This window comes from Bacillus crepusculi (assembly GCF_014764715.1).
Classification (GTDB): Bacteria; Bacillota; Bacilli; order Bacillales; family Bacillaceae; genus Bacillus.
Genome location: NZ_JACXXE010000005.1, coordinates 159,332 through 181,025, shown reverse-complemented (window position 1 = coordinate 181,025; position 21,694 = coordinate 159,332). Strand labels below are relative to the sequence as shown.

The window sequence follows — 21,694 nt, the reverse complement described above, 5'->3', positions numbered from 1 at the left end:
AGTATACTTTGTTTAGACCCATTTTGCAAGCTGTGTTTTTAGTGGGATTTTCTCTCATTTCTTGAAAAGGGACGTTTTTCTTCTTCATTTCAAACAGCAGAAAGCTCTTTCATCTTTGAGCCAACAAACTTCACAAGATCGACCACTCTGCATGAATAACCCCATTCATTGTCATACCATGCAAGGACTTTCACTTTTCTATCATCCATCACCATCGTTGTGAGTCCATCAACGACAGCTGAATAAGGATTTGTGTTAAAGTCTGTGGAAACAAGCGGTTCATCCGTATAATCTAAAATACCAGCAAGAGATGTTTTTGATGCATTTGAGAAGGCAGCATTTACCTCTTCTACGGTCACATCTTTTTTCAAGTCGACCACAAGATCAACCATCGACACATTTGAGACTGGCACGCGAAGCGCAAGCCCATGCAATTTCCCTTTCATGTGCGGAAGCACTAAAGAAAGCGCTTTAGCGGCACCTGTCGTAGTTGGAATGATGGACTGAGCACATGCTCTTGCCCGGCGCAAATCCTTATGCGGGTTGTCGATATTTTTTTGATCATTTGTATAAGCATGAACCGTTGTCATTAAGCCGTTTTCGATGCCAAATTCATCATCTAACAGCTTGACAACTGGCGCTAAACAGTTTGTTGTACAGGATGCGTTTGAAATAATGACGTGCTTTTCAGGATCAAGATCATCCTCATTGACACCCATCACAATCGTAATGTCTTCATTTTTACCTGGAGCTGTTAAAACGACTTTTTTCGCTCCAGCATCTATATGGCCCATCGCTTGATCTTTTGAATTAAATTTCCCTGTAGCTTCTATAACGATATCAATCCCAAGCTCTCCCCATGGAAGCTGCTTTGGGTCTCTGTTATTGAGCAAAAGCACTCTTTTTCCATTCACAATCAAAGCGTCATCTTCTGCTGTCACATCGCATTCGTAACGTCCATGATTTGTGTCATATTTAATTAAATGTGCTAGCGTTTCGGCAGGATAGCTTGCGTTCACCGCTACAATTTGAATTTGATCGTCAAGCATTGCTTTTCTAAAGACCATGCGTCCAATTCTGCCAAATCCATTGATCGCTGCTTTTACCTTCATGAACAGGTCACTCCTCTATTATGTGTTATACTCAATAAATTTATTTATGAAATTAGTATATCACATTAGAATGTAATTGCCAGTATATAAACATATATTTTCGAAAAAGGGCTGTTCTTTTCAATGAAATAAGAAAAAAGCATAAAAAAGAAGAGTACAATTATGTACTCTTACTGATCTGTATGTTCCCATTCGTTTAATATGTTCTGTAATTGTTTTCTAATAAAAGCAAGATCTTGTGTGTTTTCTATCACGCGGTCTGCTTTTTTACATTTCTCCTCAAGAGGCTGCTGGGAATGAATACGATTCAGCGCTTCTTCCTTGCTAAGGTCGTTTCGATTCATAAGCCGTGATAGCTGCAATTCAGGCGTTGTATACACCACAATGATACGGTCGACAAGACTCTCCAGCTGACTCTCAAATAAAAGCGGGATATCAAGGACAACAAATGTTTCTTGGCTATTGATCCCTTCATCTCGCTGCTTGAGCATTTCCTTTCTGACTTCTGGATGAACGATCGCATTGAGCTGCTTTCTTTTCTCCTCATCAGAAAAAATAATCGCTCCAAGCTGCTGCCGGTTCAGCTCACCATTTGGCAGGAGGACATCCTCACCAAAGGTTTGAACGATTTGATGAAGGGCTGGTGTTCCTTTAGAGACGGCTTCTTTTGCAATGACATCTGCATCCACGACCCGGATGCCCTTCTCTTTTATCATCTGCGAGACTGTGCTTTTTCCACTAGCAATCCCGCCTGTTAATCCAATGACGAGCGTCAAATGATTTCCTCCTTTACAGCTTCCAAACCCCAATTAAAATAAGCAGAAGCCCTGGTAAGCATGCGAGCTTATCAATCCAGCGCCAATTCGCCAAGTAATGTCCGGAACGCAGCCCAATACACACAAAGAGTGAGCTCATTACTGCGACCGTCACACTCATCACAAGGGGTGAAAACCCTAGAATCGCTGCACCAATCCCTGCGCCAAAAGCATCAATGGATAAAGCAATTCCAAGAAGCACTGCTTCCATTCCATTAATCGTCCCAGAGCGGTCAATATCTGCACTTGTCGGCTTTCGCAAAATGTGAATGACAAGCCCAAGCGATTGCACCTCTACATTAAGCAATGTCTTTTCATGAAGAAGCAAGTCACGTTCTTTCGCTGGTTTATAAAATTGATACAGAACCCAAAATCCAATGGCGATCAAAATACCTCCACCAAGCTTATCTGTCACTGAGACAGGGAGGAATGTCGTCAGCAGGCTGCCAATCAGCATGGAAATGAGCAGCACAATCCCTGAACAGCATGCAATAATGACAATGGCTTTAAATGGGATTCTCATTTTACGGAGACCATAGGTAAAGCCTACAGAAAAGCTGTCAATGCTGACTGCAATAGCTAAAAACAAGAGCGAAATCGAAATCATACCTGAACTCTTCCTTTCTGTTCATGCAACGATGATCAAGAGTCTCTGGGCGTCCTAAGACTCTTCTTCACTATATGAAGAGCAGGTGGGCTGTGTGTCAGTCTACACCTTGCTGAAAAATGAATGTTTTTTATCGTATGCATCGCAAAAAGGAAGCATGCTGATGGCTCTCCTTTATTGAGGGCGCTTTTGGCAGGTCACACAAAAATGAGTGCCGCGCCCTCCAACAACCGTTTTTTCAATGATGCTTCCGCATGTTTGGCAAGGCTCTCCCCGCCGGTCATATACAAGAAGCTGCAATTGAAATGTTCCAATATCGCCTTGTGAATTAATATATGAACGAATCGTGCTTCCTCCCGCATCTACCGCCACTTGAAGTGTATCGACAATATACTTGTGGAGCACTTCACACGATTCCAAACTTAACTGATTTGCTTTTGTTTCTGGATGGATGCCTGATTTAAACAGGACTTCATCCACATAAATATTACCAAGTCCCACGACAATCTTTTGATCAAGTAGCGCCGTTTTGATCACGCGGGACGTCTTTTTCAATTGCTCCCATAAATACGCCGGAGTGAACTGTTCAGAAAAGGGTTCATACCCCAGCTGTGAGAGCGGGAGTTCTTTTTCCTCTTCACCTGGATGAAATAGATGCATCGTGCCAAATTTACGCACATCATGGTACCGAAGCTCGGTCCCATCTGTAAACGTAAAGACGACGTGAACGTGTTTATCATAAGGCTCATCTGCTTCATGTACACGATATTTTCCTTCCATCCTTAAATGGGAGACCATCACGTAGTGGTCTAAATGAAAGAGTAAAAACTTCCCTCTTCTTTCAATCGTTTGTATGGTTTCTCCTACCATCCTTCTTGCAAACTCTTCCGGTTCCCCAGGACGTTTGATGATGTTTGGCCATTTGATATCGACCGTTTCAATCGTTTTTCCTTTGACTAACCGCTTGAGAGTGCGCCGGACGGTTTCAACCTCTGGTAATTCCGGCATGCTCCTCGCTCCTTTTCTCTCTCTAATTATTTTGCGTCGTACCAAGATGGGCCAGAAGCAAAATCGACTTTTAGCGGCACATCGAGCTGAAGTGCGTTTTCCATGACTTCAGGGACAATTTTTTCGAGTATGGCGATTTCTTCTTTCGGCGCTTCGAAGATCAGTTCATCGTGCACCTGCAATAAAAGGGTTGCCTGAAGGTTTTCTTCTTTTAGCTTTCGCGCCATATCAATCATCGCTTTTTTGATGATATCTGCGGCACTGCCTTGAATCGGTGTGTTCATTGCCGTTCTTTCTGCAAAGCTTTTGATATTAAAATTACGGCTTGTGATATCCGGAATATATCGTCTACGTTTTAGAAGTGTCGTGACGTAGCCTTTTTGTTTTGCTTCCTGCACGATGTCTTCCATATATGTTTTCACGCCTTTAAAGCTTGTTAAATAGCGTTCGATAAATGCCGCTGCTTCTTTTCTTGTAATCCCAAGGTTTTGAGATAACCCATAGTCACTGATTCCGTATACAATACCGAAGTTCACAGCCTTAGCCTGTCTTCTCATAGAGGAAGTCACTTCTTCTTTTGATACATGGAATACATCCATCGCAGTTTTCGTGTGAATATCCATATCTTGCGTAAACGCTTCGATCAAGTTCTCATCTTGAGAAATATGGGCGAGCACACGCAGCTCAATTTGTGAATAATCAGCTGCAAACATAAGCCAGCCCTCTTTTGACGGGACGAATGCTTGACGAATCTTTCGTCCTTCTTCTAAACGAATCGGGATATTTTGAAGGTTTGGATCTGTGGAACTTAGTCTTCCTGTTTGCGTGAGCGCCTGATTAAACCTTGTATGCACTTTATGGGTATCCTTGCGCGTTACTTTCATTAAGCCTTCCACATAAGTCGATTGCAGCTTTCCGATTTGGCGGTAATGCAGAATTGACCGAATAATTTCGTGCTTGTCTTCAAGCTTTTCAAGTACATCCGCAGACGTGGAATAGCCTGTTTTAGTCTTTTTAATAATCGGCAGACCTAATTTTTCAAATAAAATCACACCGAGCTGTTTAGGTGAATTGATGTTAAACGTTTCTCCCGCTAAGCGGTGAATGGTTTCTTCATATTCCTTGAGCTTTTTCGTTAATTCTTCACGCATCTTCTCTAGGCGCTCAATATCCACTTTTACCCCGATAGATTCCATTTCACCTAAGATGAGCGCAAGCGGCAGCTCTAAGTCTTCATACAGCTCATGCTGATCATTGTTTTCTAATGCTTCAAGCGTTAGATCATGCAGGGCAGAGATCGCCGCGGCTTTCTGTCCAAGATGATCCCGCAATTCATCTTCAGGTGGAATCGCCTGCTTTGCTCCTTTTCCGTACACTTTTTCATCAGAGTGGGCGATATTCAAACCATACTCCTTCGCCACACTTGCGACGTCCTCATATGATTTCTGCGGGTTGACAACATAGGAAGCGAGCAATACATCGTAATCGACACCTTTTAGATCGACATCATGCCATCTAAGAGCGACAACTGCTCTTTTTGAATCAAAGACCCATTTCTTCTTCGTTTCATCCTGTGCCCATTGTTTAAACGCGTCTGATTGAAGTGCATCTTCTTTTGTGATAAAAAACGCACCGTTTTCATTATGGATGGCAAAACCGATCAAATCTGCTTCGTGATAATTATCTCCTAGCTGTTCTACCACAAGCGCGGCATGATCTGTCAGCACCTCTTCAGTTACATCTGTCATTTTTTTCACTTCTAACGCCTCTATTTCGACCTGTTCACCTGTTTCTGGTGCTTCTCCTAGTCGTTCTAGCAGCGTTTGAAAGCCTAGTTCTTTATAAAGCGAGATGACCTGCTCCATGTGAGGACCATCATAGGCGAGATCTTTGCTTGACACATCTATTGGTGCTTCTACGAGAATCGTCGCCAGCTTTTTACTCATCACCGCTTGTTCTTTATATTCTTCAAGCTTTTCTTTTAGCTTTTTGCCGCTGACCTCATCAATATGTTCAAGCAGGTTTTCAACCGTTTCAAACTGCTTTAGCAATTTAATCGCTGTTTTCTCGCCAACACCAGGCACCCCTGGGATATTATCTGAGGCGTCTCCCATCAGCCCTTTCATGTCAATGATTTGATCTGGGCGCAGGCCATATTTTTCTTCAATATGAGCCGGAGTGTAGTATTCGACTTCTGTGATGCCTTTTTTCGTGACAGCGACCGTCGTATGATCCGTTGAAAGCTGCGTTAAGTCTTTATCTCCAGAGAAGATTTTGACCTCAAAGCCGTCCTTTTCTGCCTCTACTGCCAGTGTACCGATAATGTCATCCGCCTCGTATTGCGGAAGCTCGTACCTTTTCACTTGATAGGCATCTAATAGTTCACGGATGAACGGCATTTGTTCTGATAGCTCTGGCGGCGTTTTTTGCCTACCACCTTTATATTCTTTAAATGTCTCGTGGCGGAACGTTGTTTTTCCCGCATCAAACGCGACGAGCATATGGGTCGGCTTCTCGTCCTCTAGCATTTTCATTAAGATCATCGCAAAGCCATAAATCGCATTAGTATGTACGCCTTTATCATTTGATAATAACGGCAAAGCAAAAAAGGCTCGATAAGCGAGACTGTTTCCATCCACTAGTACTAATTTCTTTTTGTCTGTCATTGTTTTTAATCCTCCATCGACTGAGCCATCCCAGCCGTCTCTTTACACGTTGTCTCTTTATTTTATCAAAGTTTATTTTGAAAAGAAAATAGACGGACCTGAATAAAAAAGGGACGAAAACAACAAGTATTTTCGTCCTTCCAAAATTGGCTCCTTGGATGAAGGGGTTCCTATTCATCCTACCAATGATTGTTTAACAAAACATGAATTCATTGTAAAGATCATGTAAATTTTAACGTTTTTTCTATTTTGATTTCAGGCTTACTGTAAAAGTCGTCCCTTTGCCTTGTTTGCTATGGACAGAAATCGTCCCTTCATGCGCTTCGACTAAGTGTTTGACAATGGCAAGGCCAAGGCCAGTACCGCCTGAATTCCTGCTTCTATCTTTATCAATTCGATAAAATCTCTCAAATATTCTTGGAATCTCGCTTTTTTTCATCCCAATTCCTGTATCGGCTACGTCAAATTCATAGGCGTCCTTCCGCGGTCTTGCCGAGATGGTGACACTTCCTCCCTCTGGTGTATAGGTGAGCGCATTGTTCACGAGATTGAGGAAGATTTGCTTTAATCTGAGCGGGTCCGCCATGACATAGACCGGTTCTTTCGGAACACGCACTTGTAATTGAATGCCTTTTTCTGCGGCCTTTTGTTTTAAGAGCACTTCAATCTCCTGAATGATTTCTGTCGCATTGGTTTCTTGAATATTCAGCTTAAAATGCTGTTGTTCAATTTTAGACAGATCGAGTAAGTCTTGAATGAGTGTCTCTAATCGGATACTCTCTTTTAGGATGATCGAAAGGAATTCTGTCAGCGCTTCTTTGTCATCAATTGCTCCATCAAGTAGGGTTTCGGAGAATCCTTTAATCGACGTAATCGGTGTCTTTAATTCATGGGATACGTTCGCGACAAAGTCTTTTCGCATCTGTTCTAGCTGCTTTGTTTCTGTCACATCATGAAACACAAGGACAATCCCTTTCCATTCATCGTCCGTACTTAAAATGGGGACGCCATCGACTTGAAAGTAGCGGCGTTCAATCCCAACAGCTAGACGTAAAAACTTCCGCACCTTCGTTTCTGTCATGAAAATTTCGTCAATTAGCTCAATAATCTCTTCATGTGTGAAGGCTTCATGGTACAGCTTGTGCATGTAAATATGCTTTTGCACCTTAAATTGCTTGCGGAAGGTTCGATTGACCAGGTGGATATATCCCATCTTATCAATCAAAATAATCCCGGCTCCAATGTTTTCAATAACTGTTTGCAGTCGATCTCGCTGCATTTCACCTGCACTTGTCATTTCTTGAAGGCTTTCTGCCAGACGCTTCATTGAGGTATTAAGCTCACTTGTTTCAATGATCAGTTCTTCATAGTTATTCGTATCATAATTTCCGCGTTCCAGCTGTTTGGCTACCTTTGTGGCATAATCAATCGGTTTCACATACTTCATTGACATACGGTAGCCAAAGAAGACGATGATAATGATAGCCGAACCAAGACAAAACGCTAATGCAAGCCAGAGCTGGCCGTCAATTTCATTTAAAGGCTGGTATGAAGCATGGAGAAACAAATAGCCCGCCGGTTCGTTTTGTTTCATGATAGGGACCGCATAATGAAATAGCGCATCCTTCTCTTGATCAATGACAGTTCCTTTTGTTTGGAGCTGTTCATTTTTCAGCGTGTTTTGAATGATGGCTTTTTGTTCTGCTTGACCCGTTGTATGTATGATATTCCCCTTCAGGTCCACAATCGACGCATTCATATCGAGGTGCTTCTTTGCTTGATTGAGGACCTCTTCGTTTTGCTTCGCCTTCAGATCCTCACCATTCATGGAAGAAAGGAGGAAGCTCGATTCCTTTTCCATTCGTTCCGTTAATTTTGTTTCATAGAAAACATGAAACATGTGATCCAGGAAAAGACCAAGTGCGACAAACACAATAAAAAGGAGAAAAATGAGCCCAGAGAACAGGCGGGTTCTTATTTTACTCATTTGGCTTTGGCTCCTCCAATTTGTAGCCTAAGCCGCGAATGGTTTTAATGTATGTTGGTTTTTTTGTATTCTTTTCAATTTTGTCCCGCAAGTGGCTGATATGAACATCCACGATACGTGTATCTCCTGCAAAGTCATAATTCCAAACGGCACTAAGCAGTAGATCACGCGTGAGGACACGGCCTTTATGCTTGGCCAAATAAAGCAGCAGCTCAAATTCTTTCGGCGTGAGCTCTAGTCGTTCTTCCTGGAAGTAGACTTCGTAATGTTCAGGTAAAATACGCAGTTCACCAATTTTGATTTGGTCTGCAATGATCTCTTCCTTCTCCTCCTGCGTGGGGGCAGGCTGAGATTGCTGCGCTCTTCTTAAAATGGCTTTGACCCGAGCACCAACTTCTCTAGGACTGAATGGCTTTGTCATGTAATCATCGGCACCAAGTTCAAGTCCGAGCACCTTATCAAATTCATCGTCCTTTGCTGTCAGCATTAAAATAGGGAACATCATTTTTTGAATTCTCAGTTGCTTGCACACTTCAATGCCGTCCATCTTCGGAAGCATTAAATCTAATACAATGAGATCAGGCTGTTCACTTGCTGCTTTTTCAAGCGCTTCTTCCCCATCTCTTGCCGTGACGACATCATAGCCCGCCCTTTCAAGGTTATAGCTTAGAAGTGTTACAATTGATTCTTCATCATCCACAACTAATATTTTTTTATTCATGTTGTGCCTCCAATTAGTGATTTCCCCTGCATCCGTTTTTTGTATTTTATGTGAAAAGCGAGAAGTCATGCTTTCTCTTTCATTTTAACGAAAGCTTAACAAGAGGACAATTTAAAATTTCGACAAGTTTTGTTTTGTAAACAAAAAGAAGACTCCTCTTAAGAGAAGCCTTCTTTTTTATTCATATTAAGACAATACTTTCATGACGTTCTTAACAGATTCAACAGAACGGTCAAGCTGACTTCTTTCTTCTTCTGTCAATTCAAGCTCAATGATCTGCTCAAGTCCGTTTCCACCTACGATTGTTGGAACACCAAGGTAAATGCCTTCGTAGCCATATTCACCTTCTAGGTATGCAATCGTTGGGATAACGCGGCGCTGATCTTTGAGGATTGCCTCAACCATTTCAACTAGTGAAGCAGCAGGTGCATAATACGCACTACCGTTACCTAATAGGTTCACGATTTCGCCGCCGCCCTTTCTTGTTCTTTCAACAATCGCATCAATTCGATCTTTTGGAAGCAATGTTTCAAGCGGGATACCGCCTGCATAAGAGTAACGAACAAGCGGAACCATGTCATCACCATGTCCACCAAGCACAAAGCCCGTCACATCTTTGACAGATAGGTTTAATTCTTGCGCAACGAACGTACGGAAACGTGCTGTATCAAGAATGCCCGATTGTCCAATGACTTTCTCTTTTGGTAATCCTGATTCTTTATAAACTGCATACGTCATTGCATCAACAGGGTTTGTTAACACAACAATGATCGCATCTGGAGAATATTTAACGATTTCACGTGTCACACTGCGCATGATTTTTTCATTTGTTGACACGAGGTCGTCACGGCTCATTCCCGGCTTTCTTGCAATTCCTGCCGTAATGACCACAACGTCAGAACCGGCTGTATCTTCGTAGTTAGAAGTTCCTGTAATGTTCGCATCGAAGCCTTGAACAGGGCTTGCTTCCAGCATATCAAGTGCTTTCCCCTTTGTTGGGTTCTCAAGCTGCGGGATATCGACTAATACGACATCCGCTAATTCTTTTTGAGCCGTTAGAAATGCTGTAGTTGCTCCAGTAAAACCTGCTCCGATGACAGATACTTTTTTACGCTTGTTTGCCATTTCCTTTTTCCCCTTTAACTTTAAAGTTTAAGAATCAAGACAAGTTTTTGATGAGCTCGTCAGCAAACTCAGAACATTTCACTTCTGTTGCGCCATCCATTAATCTAGCAAAATCGTATGTGACGACTTTTGATGCAATTGTTTTTTCAACTGATTGAATCACTAGATCAGCTGCTTCCTGCCAGCCAAGGTGCTCAAGTAAAAGCACGCCTGATAGAAGAACAGAAGATGGATTCACTTTATCAAGACCAGCATATTTTGGTGCTGTTCCGTGAGTCGCTTCAAAAATAGCGTGTCCTGTTTCGTAGTTGATGTTCGCACCTGGTGCGATACCAATTCCACCAACTTGTGCTGCTAGTGCATCAGAGATGTAATCTCCGTTTAAGTTCATTGTTGCTACAACATCGAACTCAGCTGGACGAGTTAGGATTTGTTGAAGGAAAATATCTGCAATGCTGTCTTTGACAATGATTTTGCCAGCAGCCTCTGCTTCACTTTGCGCTTTGTTTGCCGCGTCTTTTCCATCTTGTTCTACAATACGATCATATTGTGCCCATGTAAAGACTTTGTCGCCAAACTCTTTTTCAGCCACTTCGTAGCCCCAGTTTTTGAAGGCACCTTCTGTAAATTTCATGATGTTTCCTTTGTGAACAAGCGTCACAGACTTACGGCCTTGATCAATTGCATATTGGATCGCTGCTCTGACAAGACGAGATGTTCCTTCTTCAGAAACTGGCTTGATGCCGATACCTGACGTTTCTGGGAAACGGATTTTGTTCACACCTAATTCGTTTTTCAAGAAGTCGATTAACTTCTTCACTTCGTCTGATCCTTTTGCATACTCGATTCCTGCATAGATATCTTCAGTGTTCTCGCGGAAGATGACCATATCTGTGTCTTCTGGACGTTTTACAGGAGAAGGTACACCTTTGAACCAGCGAACTGGACGTAAGCATGTGAATAAATCTAGCTCTTGTCTAAGTGCCACGTTTAATGAACGGATTCCTCCGCCAATTGGTGTTGTCAGTGGTCCTTTAATGGCAATTAAGTATTCACGAATGTCTTCAAGCGTTTGCTCTGGAAGCCACTCGCCAGTTTTATTGTAAGCTTTTTCACCTGCATATACTTCTTTCCAAGTGATTTGCTTTTCACCTTTATATGCTTTTTCTACGGCTGCTTCAAGAACTCTTGATGCTGCTTTCCAAATGTCAGGACCGATTCCGTCCCCTTCGATAAACGGGATGATTGGATTATTTGGTACATTCAATACGCCGCCAGTAACTGTAATTTTTTCGCCTTGTGACAATGATATTACCTCCCAGGTTATGTAGTGAATATTTGAAACTTCTTGGCTTGATGTCTGCAAGCGAAGAAGTTTTTCACATGATTCGTTTTTTTGTTGACATGGGGGCTGATTGGCATTTTGAGGATCAGCCCCCACTTATTCTATAAACATTAGTCTCTTTCACTGATTGGAACAAAGGTTTGAAGATCAGGTCCAATGTATTCAGCTCTTGGACGGATCAGACGGTTGTTGTCATATTGCTCTAAAATGTGAGCAATCCATCCAGAGAATCGGCTGATCACGAAAATTGGAGTAAACAAATCATGATCAATACCAAGACTGTGGTATACAGATGCAGAATAAAAATCAACATTTGGTGGAAGATTTTTCTCTGATGTCACGATTTCCTCTGCGAGAACAGACATTTCATACCATTTCGGTTCGCCAGTGAGGTTTGTTAAACGCTGGCTCATTTCTTTTAGATGCTTTGCACGCGGGTCACCTTGACGGTATACGCGGTGGCCAAAGCCCATAATTTTTTCTTTCTTCTCTAGCTTACCATGAATATAGGAATCTACGTTTTCGACTTCCCCAATTTCTGTAAGCATCTTCATTACGCCTTCATTGGCACCGCCATGAAGAGGACCTTTCAAAGCGCCGATAGCTGCTGTTACACCAGAGTAGATATCTGATAGTGTAGCAACACATACACGTGCTGTAAATGTCGAAGCGTTTAATTCATGATCCGCATGTAGAATGAGTGCCTTATCAATCGCTTCAATTTCTACTGGTGATGGCTCTTCGCCATTTAGCATATACAAGAAGTTCGCAGCATAGCTGTATTCTTCTTTTGGCTGAACTGGCTCAAGACCCTTTCGAATGCGTGAGAACGTAGCGACAAGACCAGAAATTTTCGCCTGTAAGCGAATGGCTTTTCTGTAATTCGCTTCTTTGTCCATAATCTCTGATTCATCATCGAGTAAACCTAGTAAGGATACCGCTGTACGAATCGCAGACATTGGATGAACCCCATCCAGTGAATACGATTTGAAGTGCTCAATGATTTCTTGCGGAATGTGAGCATTTTCATTGAGCTGCTGTTTTAGTTCACTCAGCTCCTGCTCATTCGGCAGCTTTAAGTGCCATAACAGGTAGACAATTTCTTCGAATGTAGCTTTTTCAGTTAAATCATCGATATTGTACCCTACATAAGTAAGAGTATCATCAATAATTGAGCTTACGGATGAAGTTGTTGCCACAATACCTTCTAGACCTCTTGTTGCTGTCATGTTCAATCTCCCCTTTTTAAAAAGATTCCCCTTCGTTGCAGAATTCTCGCTTTTTGAAAGCGCTATCCAATCCGAATATGGTGGCAGGTACAGAAAAGAAAATGCTTACATTTACCTATACGGTTAGAGCGCTTTTAGCCTCATATCTCTTGTGTGATCAATGAGTTCAAAATTAAGCCTATTCCCATTATAAACAATAATCAGACATTTGTTAAATGTTTAACTATAATTTTTTTTGATAAATTTTTTTCCAGCCTTCCGTTTAGGGCATGGAATAAAGGGATTTTACTTCTTTTAATATATTTAATTATGTTTTATTGCAAAAGCTCGCGTGAGAAAAAAATGAAAAAGAAAGTGGCAAGAGCCACCCTCTATTCATCCACTGAAAAATTTTACAGCTTGCATGGCTAAATAGGCAATTCCTGCACCGATCAACGGGCCAACAGCCACGCCTTTAAATAAACTGACGGCCAAAATCGTACCGAACACAAGTGCTGCCGTGATATGCGGATCATTTTCAAGTAGTACAATCCCGTTTTTTGCAATAAGTGCTACTAATATACCCGCTCCAAGTGCAATCCAAGCATAGGAAGATTTCATGGCTTCTCCAAGTTGCTTAAATCCGATGTCACCTGTTGCAATTGGCACGAGCACAGCAATGGTAATGACGGTAACACCCCAATTAATGCCTTTTGATTGCAGAACCGGGAAAACCTTTTGATCCAGGCCAATAAGCTTAATTGCAATCAGCACAGAAACCGCTAAAATTAACGAATTGTTCTTCGCGATAAGTGCAATAACGAGTAAAAGAACCAAAAATAAATTTGCTTGAGTAAACATACGCCGCCCCTTCCTTTCTTTTTATTGCGACCTTTTCATATTACTAATCTTTTTGAATAAAATGAAGTATCGGACATGCTTGTTTTTTTGGAGGGGATTGTGTGAATCACACCTATGTGGCCATTTTTTTGCGAAGTTTGATGATGATCGGTATTGCCGCTGTTGCAGTGGTCTTTTTATATCAGTCTTTTCCGTTTCTATATCCTTTTTGGATCGCACTTGTTGTGTCCTGTTTGATTCATCCTGCCGTATGCAAAATAGAAGAGATCACCGGGATGCCTAGAGGGGTTGTGGTCATCATTGTTCTATTGCTCTTTCTCGTAGCAGCAGCCGGCTTAATGACGCTTTTAGTAGCGGAAATCATTTCAGGAAGTGCTTATTTAGCAAAGGTATTGCCAGGACACCTTGATCAAATGATCCGTATTGTGGAACATTTTTTCACAAATAAGATTCTGCCTTTATATCATGATTTGACTGCCCAATTTAATACGCTTCAAGCCGGACAACAGGAATCAATTTTGGGACAAATTCAAGCACTTGGAGATGAGGCGGCCGCTAAAATCGGGACTTTTCTTTCAAAAACGCTCGAGTTCATCCCAGCATTTTTAGGTCTTTTGCCTGATGTGGCAGCGACGCTTTTATTTTCCGCACTGGCCACTTTTTTTATCACAAAAGATTGGTTTACTTTTAAAAAATATGGTTCACGTATCTTTCCCGCAAAGTGGATGCAGCATACGCGCGCCATTTTATCTGAAATCAAAAAGGCGATTACTGGCTTTATGAAGGCTCAGCTTCTACTTGTTGCCATGACCATCGGCATCGTGCTGATTGGGCTGATGATTTTAAACGTCAATCATGCCCTTGTGATCGCTCTATGTATTGGGCTTGTCGATTTACTTCCTTACATTGGCAGCGGGACTGTTTTTCTCCCTTGGATCATTTACTCCGCCATGACAGGCAACCTTTCACTTGCCATTGGGCTGGGTATTTTGTATATTGTCGTGCTCATTCAAAGACAAATATCAGAGCCGAAAGTCTTAAGTAAATCCATCGGGCTTAATCCTTTAGCAACGCTTGTAGCACTATTTGTTGGTTTAAAATGGTTTGGTTTTCTCGGTCTTGCCATTGGCCCTGCCTCTCTTGTCTTGTGGCAGGCATTTCGTAATGCGGGCGTTTTCAGAGATATTTATCAGTACATTCGGTATGGCACGCAAAAATAAAAGAGACCTTCAACTGAGGTCTCTTTAGCGAATAATGGTATAGCGTTTCCGGTTTGATAAGTTTCTGAGCCAGCGTTCAAAGAGCGGCTTGATTCGCTTTCTCGTCACCGGAATGAGCAGAAATGCCCCAATAAGATCCGATAAGAATCCTGGAATGAGCAGCAGCAAACCGCCAATGAGAATGCAAAAGCCATCTACAATCGTTGCACCTGGCATCTTGCCATACTGTAAATCTCGTTGCACTTTTTGAAATGCTTCAATTCCTTGTTTTCTTGCAAAATAAGCACCTAGTGCACTCGTGAGCACGATGATGAGCATTGTTGGTAAAATGCCAATGATTTTACTGGAGATTAAAAACAAACTAATTTCCACTGCTGGGAACAGAATCAATAATAGTAGAAAATATTTCAACCATATCACCTCATGGGGTATCTTTCATTGAAAGCTGTTTACTTTTTTTAGTGTAACATAAAAAAAGAGAGGAGTCAGACAACTCCCCTCGTGTGTGATTTAAAGGACGCTTGCACGGCCTTTGTAGATCGCTCCGCGTGCTGGATCTACTGTAATCTCTTCGCCTTCTTTTAAAAGTGTTGTTGCGCTGTCAAGACCAACAATCACCGGAATGCCAAGGCTGAGTCCAACGACTGCTGCATGGCTTGTTAAACCGCCTTCCTCTGTGATAAGAGCAGATGCTTTCTCTAAAGCACCCATCATATCACGATCTGTGCAGTTCGCTACAAGAATGGCACCATCGTACATTTTTTCTTCTGCTTCTTTTCCGCTTTGTGCAATGACAACCGGCCCAAATGCAGATTTACGGCCAATTCCTTGACCCTTCGCAATGATGTCACCGACAACATATACTTTCATCAAGTTCGTTGTACCTGTTTCGCCAACTGGTACACCTGCTGTAATGACGATCAAGTCGCCATGTCTGACATAGCCAGTTTCAATTGACTTTTCTACTGCATTCTCAAGCATTTCATCAGTAGAATTCGTATTTGATCCGCTCTTTGCAAATACACCGAATACTAGAGACAGCTTTCTTGCTACTGATTCGTTTGCTGTGACCGCAACGATTGGTGCTTTTGGTCTATATTTTGAAATCATTCTCGCTGTATGACCGCTTTCAGTAGGTGTCACAATCGCTGCCACGTCAAGCTTCATTGCTGTATGCGCAACAGATTGGCCGATAGCATCTGTAATGCTGACTTCTACTTCTTCGCTTCTGCGAGAAAGAATCGCTTTATAGTTTAGGGCTTCCTCTGAACGTGATGCAATGTTGTGCATCGTTTGCACAGCTTCCACTGGGTATGTCCCTGCTGCTGTTTCACCAGAAAGCATAATCGCATCTGTGCCGTCAAAAATAGCATTTGCCACGTCACTTGCTTCCGCACGAGTTGGGCGAGGGTTACGCTGCATGCTGTCTAGCATTTGAGTTGCTGTGATGACAGGCTTGCCTAAACGGTTGCATTTTTTGATCAGCATTTTTTGAACAAGCGGTACTTCTTCTGCCGGGATCTCTACACCAAGATCTCCACGCGCAACCATCAGACCGTCAGACACCTCAAGGATCTCGTCGATGTTATCAACGCCCTCTTGGTTTTCAATCTTAGGAATGATTTGAATGTCAGCCGCGTTGTTCTTTTCAAGAAGCTCACGAATTTCAAGAACATCTGAAGCTCGTCTAACAAAAGAAGCTGCGATGAAATCGACGCCTTGTTCAATTCCGAATAGAATATCGTTGGCATCTTTTTCTGTAATACCTGGCAGGTTCACACTCACACCTGGTACGTTTACGCCTTTTTTGTTTTTGAGCGTGCCTGAATTCATGACTTTCGTGACGATTTCTTTGCGGTCCATGTTGAGTTCTTTGACCTCTAAACCGATGAGACCATCGTCTAATAGAATGGTTGAACCCACTTCTACATCATGAATTAAATCTTCGTATGTCACACTAATTCGTTCCGTATTCCCTACAATGTCTTCCATACTTACGATGAGATCAGCACCAGCTACTAGCTCAATTGAGCCGTTTTCAACTGTACGTGTACGGATCTCTGGACCTTTTGTATCAAGAAGGATCGCAATGTCCTTGCCTAAAGTTTTACCTGCTTTACGAATGTTTTCGATGCGTGCACCATGCTCGTCAAAATCTCCATGAGAGAAGTTTAGTCTGGCTACATCCATTCCTGCTTCAATCAATTCAGTCAGCGTTTCAATGCTTTCACTTGCTGGACCGATTGTACAAACGATTTTTGTCTTTCTCATTACTGTTCCTCCTAAGGTCTTCTCGTTTTATATAGAGAGCTCTTGTGAAAGTCGGTACATATGTTGATCGACTGTATGTTTTTTATCTAAGATTTCTAAAATATCGTGATGAACGAGCTCATTGCTTTGAATGCCTACACAGTGTCCGCCTCTTCCTTCTAGAAGAAGTTCTACTGCATACGCTCCTAAACGGCTTGCCAGTACTCGGTCAAACGCACTTGGAGAACCTCCGCGCTGAATATGTCCTAAGACAGATACACGTGTTTCAAGGCTTGTCTCCTCTTCAATTCGTTTACCAAATTCAACACCGCTGCCTACTCCTTCTGCTACGATGATGATACTATGCTTCTTGCCGCGCTCGTGTCCTCTTCTTAACCTAGCAATAATTTCGTCCATGTCATAGTCTGCTTCAGGAATCAAAATGGATTCGGCCCCGCCTGCAAGACCTGACCAAAGGGCAATATCACCAGCGTGTCTACCCATTACTTCCACGACGTATGTACGTTCATGAGATGTGGCTGTATCACGAATTTTATCAATGGCATCAATGACAGTATTCAGTGCTGTATCAAAGCCAATAGTGAAATCAGTACCTGGAATATCGTTGTCAATCGTGCCAGGGACACCTACACATGGAAAACCGAGCTCTGTTAATTTCTTCGCTCCCATGAATGAACCATCTCCACCGATAACAACAAGTCCTTCAATACCGAATTTTTTTAAGTTTTCAATCCCTTTTTCACGACCTTCAACTGTCTTGAATTCAGGACATCTTGCCGTGTAAAGTTTTGTTCCTCCACGATGAATAATATCGCCTACTGAACCTAATTCGAGTTTCTCAATTTTACCGTTAATGAGACCTGAATAACCATTATAAATGCCGTAAACTTCAACATTATGGTAAATAGCTTTCCTTACAACTGCGCGCACAGCTGCATTCATTCCTGGGGAATCCCCACCGCTCGTTAAAACTCCTATACGCTTCATCTTTTTCACCTCAGAGACCATATATGAATTAAACATACCATTTCCACTGCTTGAAAACAAACATGAGCAAAACCGGATGTTTTCAATACGAATTTCTAAAACCGTACTTATTATACAATTAAATAAACCGTTTTTAAACAAAAGTTAAGAAAGTCATGAAAGCAAATCTTTCAAAAAACGATTGGTCAATGCGCTATAAACCTTATCCCATCAAGGTTTTCAGACGTTTCAAATTTTATGAAAACAAAAGAAAATTATTTTCAAATAGCGCTTACATGAGGACGGTATTCATGAAAAAAGATGAAAAAAAATAAACGCCAGCCAAAAGGCTGTACGTTTATTTAGTTTACCCCAATATATTGATCTTCAATCGACACTTTGCCAATTGCTTTGTATTTTTGATATCTTTGTTCGACTAATTCTTCTGGCGATAGTTTGAGCAAAGATGTAAGTGACTGCTTTAATGTTTTTTCCATGTAGGCTGCTTGTTGTTTCACGTCTCGATGTGCTCCACCTTGCACTTCTTTAATAACATCATCTATAATATCTAATTCTTTTAGGTCTGGAGCGGTAATTTTCATTGTTTCTGCAGCTTTTTTCGCAAGTGATGAGTCCTTCCAGAGCAGTGCAGCTGCACCTTCTGGTGAAATCACTGAATATGTTGAGTTCTCTAGCATAAATAGGTGGTTTCCTACGCCTAAGCCTAGTGCTCCGCCACTTCCGCCTTCTCCAATGACAATACAGACAACCGGTACGCGAAGTCCTGCCATTTCGAATAGGTTTTTCGCAATTGCTTCACTTTGCCCGCGTTCTTCAGCTGCTTTACCAGGATAAGCTCCTTTTGTATCAATAAAACAAATGATAGGGCGATTAAATTTATCTGCTTGTTTCATTAGCCGCAGCGCTTTACGGTAGCCTTCTGGATGAGGCATTCCGAAATTACGGCGCAAGTTTTCCTTTGTGTCTTTACCGCGCTGATGGCCAATGACAGTGACAGGAAGCCCTTTAAACGTGGCAATTCCTCCAACAATGGCTTCATCATCGCCGTAGTAACGATCACCATGACATTCGAAAAAGTTGTCAAACAGCTCTTGAATGTAATCGAGAGTTGTTGGACGCATCGCATGACGAGCAATTTGGACTCTGTCCCACGGCTTTAAATTTGTATAAATGTCCGCTTCAAGCTTACTCAGACGCGTTTCAAGGCGCTCAATTTCCGCACTTAAATCCATTTCTGAGTTTTGTGTCAACTTTTTCAGTTCATCAATTTTTGCTCGAAGTTCAATGACAGGCTTTTCAAATTCTAGTTCTCCAGCCACTCTCGTTCACCTCCTGTGCTGTGTAATGCTAAGATTCTGCCTAGTGTTTCTTTCATGTCTGCACGGTGGATCACAGCATCGAGCTGACCATGCTTCAATAAAAATTCAGCCGTTTGGAAGTCTTCTGGCAGCTCTTCACGAATGGTTTGTTCAATGATTCTGCGACCTGCAAAACCAATTAATGCACCAGGTTCCGCAAAGTTGTAATCACCAAGAGATGCGAAACTAGCTGATACACCACCCGTTGTCGGGTTGGTCATCACAGAGATAATCAAACCTTGGTCCTCGCTGAACAGCTTTAATGCTGAACTTGTTTTTGCCATCTGCATGAGACTGAGAATCCCCTCTTGCATTCTCGCTCCGCCAGATGCAGTAAAGATAATAAATGGCACCTTGTCCGCTTTTGCTTTCTCAATCGCCAGTGTGATTTTTTCACCAACGACCGAGCCCATGCTGCCCATACGGAACGTGGCATCCATGACAGCAATCACAGCACTTTGGCCTTCAATTGCACCTTTACCTGTGACAATGGCTTCATTCAAAGATGTTTTTTCTCTGTCTTTCTCAAGCTTTTCTTCGTAGCCTGGGAAACCGAGCGGGTTTTCTGAAATGAGGTGCCCGTTAAATTCTTCAAATGTGCCTTCGTCTACAAGGCTTTCAATACGCTGTTTTGCATTCATTTGCAAATGCCTGCCGCAATTCATACAAACACGTAAATTTTTATCTAGTTCTTTGGTGAGCATTATTTTTTTACATTGCGGACATTTGGTCATGATGCCTTCAGGCACATCTTGACTTGCCTGTTCAGAGGGTACAGATGCATATTTTTTCTTTTTGCTGAAAATGTTCTTGATTGACAAATGACTACCTCCCTTTTTGAAGGGTTTTTTCTTTACACGCACATCCACTATTATAGGACATGTCATCACTGTACCGAAACTATTGTACTTTTTTTGTCAAACGCTGTCATCCTTCATTCCATTTTTTCAGTGGGGAATTGATGAGAAATGAGTATAGGTTTGGGGCGCTGAGCAGTTGATATATGTGAGTTGTGAACGTCTACAAAAAAATATCATTCCGGATGAAAAAATTTTCGCGTAAGAGAGGAAATGGTGCACGCCTTTCCTCCAATTTCAGAAAGAACGTGCACACTTTTCCAGTTGATTATTCGCCGATAATCGTTAATTTTCTTGTTTTTTCAGCGACAGCTTCTGGGTCGACTTTGATTCTTGCAACGCCCGTTTCCATTGCTGCTTTTGCCACAGCTTTTGCTACCGCTGGTGCTACGCGTGCATCAAACGGTGCAGGGATGACGTATTCAGCTGTCAATTCTTCTTCTGAAACTAGAGAAGCAATGGCTTCGACAGCTGCAATTTTCATTTCTTCGTTAATATGTGTCGCGCGCGCATCTAATGCTCCGCGGAAAATACCTGGGAATGCAAGTACGTTATTGACCTGGTTCGGGAAATCAGAACGGCCAGTTCCTACAACACTTGCACCTGCTGCATGTGCATCTTCTGGCATGATCTCTGGATTTGGATTAGCCATTGCAAAAATGACAGGATCTTTTGCCATTTTTCCAACCATTTCTTTCGTTAGAGCACCTGCTACTGATACCCCGATGAAGACATCTGCGCCTTCAATCACTTCTTCTAATGAACCTTCTTTACGGTCTTGGTTCGTGAATTTAGCTACTTCGTTTTTCACTGCATTCATACCGTTCGGACGGCCATCGTAAATAGCGCCTTTTGTATCACACATGACGATATCACGTACGCCGAAATGATAAAGAAGCTTGATGATCGCAATTCCTGCGGCTCCAGCGCCGTTTGCCACCACTTTGATTGAAGACATAGATTTTCCAGACAGTTTTAGGGCATTGACAAGTCCTGCTACTGTTACAATCGCTGTTCCATGCTGATCATCGTGGAAAACTGGAATGTTTGTCTCTTTTTTCAAACGCTCTTCAATGATGAAACAGTTAGGGGCTGCAATATCTTCAAGATTGACACCGCCAAAAGTCGGCTCAAGAAGCTTCACTGTTTCAACGATTTTGTCTACATCGTTCGTTGCAAGCGCGATTGGGAAGGCATCTACGCCTGCAAAGCTTTTGAATAATACAGCTTTCCCTTCCATCACTGGAAGAGATGCTTCAGCACCAATATTTCCAAGCCCTAAAACAGCGGTTCCATCTGTCACAACAGCGACCATATTACCTTTCATTGTATAATCATACACTTTGCTTATGTCGTCATAAATTTCTTTACATGGTTCTGCAACACCAGGTGAGTAAGCCAAGCTTAAGTCTTTCGCATTTTTCACTTGTACTTTTGATTTTGATTCGAGTTTGCCTTGATTCTCTTTGTGCATATGTAATGCTTCTTCTCTTAATGACATGTGATGAACACTCCTTCAAGTGGAAAATGATTTAATGAATTGCTA

Annotated in this window: 18 protein-coding genes; 1 reads left to right on the top strand and 17 read right to left on the bottom strand. The window is 42.1% G+C overall.

Annotated features, from left to right (window positions below; all coding sequences use genetic code 11):
* Positions 1-89: 89 nt before the first annotated feature.
* The 11 genes from IEE86_RS11265 to IEE86_RS11215 all read right to left on the bottom strand — a co-directional run bounded on the left by IEE86_RS11265 (position 90) and on the right by IEE86_RS11215 (position 13,455).
* Positions 90-1,112, bottom strand: coding sequence for a glyceraldehyde-3-phosphate dehydrogenase (locus IEE86_RS11265; RefSeq protein WP_191097311.1), 1,023 nt, complete (start codon positions 1,110-1,112; stop codon positions 90-92).
* Between the two features lie 170 nt (positions 1,113-1,282).
* Positions 1,283-1,888 carry a dephospho-CoA kinase gene (gene coaE / locus IEE86_RS11260; RefSeq protein WP_191097310.1) on the bottom strand — a complete coding sequence of 202 codons (606 nt, stop codon included), beginning with the start codon at positions 1,886-1,888 and terminating at the stop codon, positions 1,283-1,285.
* 13 nt (positions 1,889-1,901) lie between these two features.
* On the bottom strand, positions 1,902-2,534 hold the full coding sequence (gene ytaF / locus IEE86_RS11255; RefSeq protein WP_191097309.1) for a sporulation membrane protein YtaF: 633 nt from the start codon (positions 2,532-2,534) through the stop codon (positions 1,902-1,904).
* Between the two features lie 174 nt (positions 2,535-2,708).
* Positions 2,709-3,542, bottom strand: a complete 834-nt coding sequence (mutM, locus tag IEE86_RS11250; protein ID WP_191097308.1) for a DNA-formamidopyrimidine glycosylase — start codon at positions 3,540-3,542, stop codon at positions 2,709-2,711.
* A 26-nt stretch (positions 3,543-3,568) separates the two neighbouring features.
* The gene (polA, locus tag IEE86_RS11245; RefSeq protein WP_191097307.1) at positions 3,569-6,208 is read right to left on the bottom strand and encodes a DNA polymerase I; all 2,640 of its coding nucleotides are present in this window, start codon (positions 6,206-6,208) and stop codon (positions 3,569-3,571) included.
* Between the two features lie 244 nt (positions 6,209-6,452).
* Positions 6,453-8,195, bottom strand: coding sequence for a two-component system histidine kinase PnpS (gene pnpS / locus IEE86_RS11240; protein WP_191097306.1), 1,743 nt, complete (start codon positions 8,193-8,195; stop codon positions 6,453-6,455).
* Positions 8,188-8,916, bottom strand: a complete 729-nt coding sequence (locus IEE86_RS11235; RefSeq protein ID WP_012010858.1) for a response regulator transcription factor — start codon at positions 8,914-8,916, stop codon at positions 8,188-8,190. Before IEE86_RS11235 ends, pnpS begins: the two co-directional genes overlap by 8 nt.
* A 186-nt stretch (positions 8,917-9,102) precedes the next feature.
* The gene (mdh, locus tag IEE86_RS11230) at positions 9,103-10,041 is read right to left on the bottom strand and encodes a malate dehydrogenase (RefSeq protein ID WP_191097305.1); all 939 of its coding nucleotides are present in this window, start codon (positions 10,039-10,041) and stop codon (positions 9,103-9,105) included.
* A 34-nt stretch (positions 10,042-10,075) separates the two neighbouring features.
* Positions 10,076-11,347, bottom strand: coding sequence for an NADP-dependent isocitrate dehydrogenase (icd, locus tag IEE86_RS11225; RefSeq protein WP_024424789.1), 1,272 nt, complete (start codon positions 11,345-11,347; stop codon positions 10,076-10,078).
* A gap of 149 nt (positions 11,348-11,496) precedes the next feature.
* A complete protein-coding gene (gene citZ, locus IEE86_RS11220) occupies positions 11,497-12,615 on the bottom strand; it encodes a citrate synthase (protein ID WP_191097304.1) in 1,119 nt (372 codons plus the stop codon).
* Positions 12,616-12,990: 375 nt separating this feature from the next.
* The gene (locus IEE86_RS11215; RefSeq protein ID WP_191097303.1) at positions 12,991-13,455 is read right to left on the bottom strand and encodes a DUF441 domain-containing protein; all 465 of its coding nucleotides are present in this window, start codon (positions 13,453-13,455) and stop codon (positions 12,991-12,993) included.
* A 101-nt stretch (positions 13,456-13,556) separates the two neighbouring features.
* On the opposite strand from IEE86_RS11215, the gene ytvI reads away from it, so the two are divergent.
* A complete protein-coding gene (ytvI, locus tag IEE86_RS11210; RefSeq protein ID WP_191097302.1) occupies positions 13,557-14,675 on the top strand; it encodes a sporulation integral membrane protein YtvI in 1,119 nt (372 codons plus the stop codon).
* Positions 14,676-14,699: 24 nt separating this feature from the next.
* On the opposite strand, the gene IEE86_RS11205 is transcribed toward ytvI, so the two are convergent.
* The 6 genes from IEE86_RS11205 to ystJ form a co-directional block, all read right to left on the bottom strand.
* The gene (locus IEE86_RS11205; RefSeq protein WP_191097301.1) at positions 14,700-15,086 is read right to left on the bottom strand and encodes an FxsA family protein; all 387 of its coding nucleotides are present in this window, start codon (positions 15,084-15,086) and stop codon (positions 14,700-14,702) included.
* A 99-nt stretch (positions 15,087-15,185) separates the two neighbouring features.
* On the bottom strand, positions 15,186-16,946 hold the full coding sequence (pyk, locus tag IEE86_RS11200; RefSeq protein WP_191097300.1) for a pyruvate kinase: 1,761 nt from the start codon (positions 16,944-16,946) through the stop codon (positions 15,186-15,188).
* A gap of 27 nt (positions 16,947-16,973) precedes the next feature.
* Positions 16,974-17,933, bottom strand: coding sequence for a 6-phosphofructokinase (gene pfkA / locus IEE86_RS11195; RefSeq protein WP_191097299.1), 960 nt, complete (start codon positions 17,931-17,933; stop codon positions 16,974-16,976).
* A gap of 341 nt (positions 17,934-18,274) precedes the next feature.
* Entirely contained in the window at positions 18,275-19,252 is a 978-nt protein-coding gene (gene accA, locus IEE86_RS11190) for an acetyl-CoA carboxylase carboxyl transferase subunit alpha (protein ID WP_191097298.1), read from the bottom strand.
* On the bottom strand, positions 19,237-20,112 hold the full coding sequence (gene accD, locus IEE86_RS11185) for an acetyl-CoA carboxylase, carboxyltransferase subunit beta (RefSeq protein WP_191097297.1): 876 nt from the start codon (positions 20,110-20,112) through the stop codon (positions 19,237-19,239). Before accD ends, accA begins: the two co-directional genes overlap by 16 nt.
* Before the next feature lie 304 nt (positions 20,113-20,416).
* Positions 20,417-21,649, bottom strand: a complete 1,233-nt coding sequence (gene ystJ, locus IEE86_RS11180; RefSeq protein ID WP_191097296.1) for an NADP-dependent malic enzyme — start codon at positions 21,647-21,649, stop codon at positions 20,417-20,419.
* Positions 21,650-21,694: the final 45 nt, after the last annotated feature.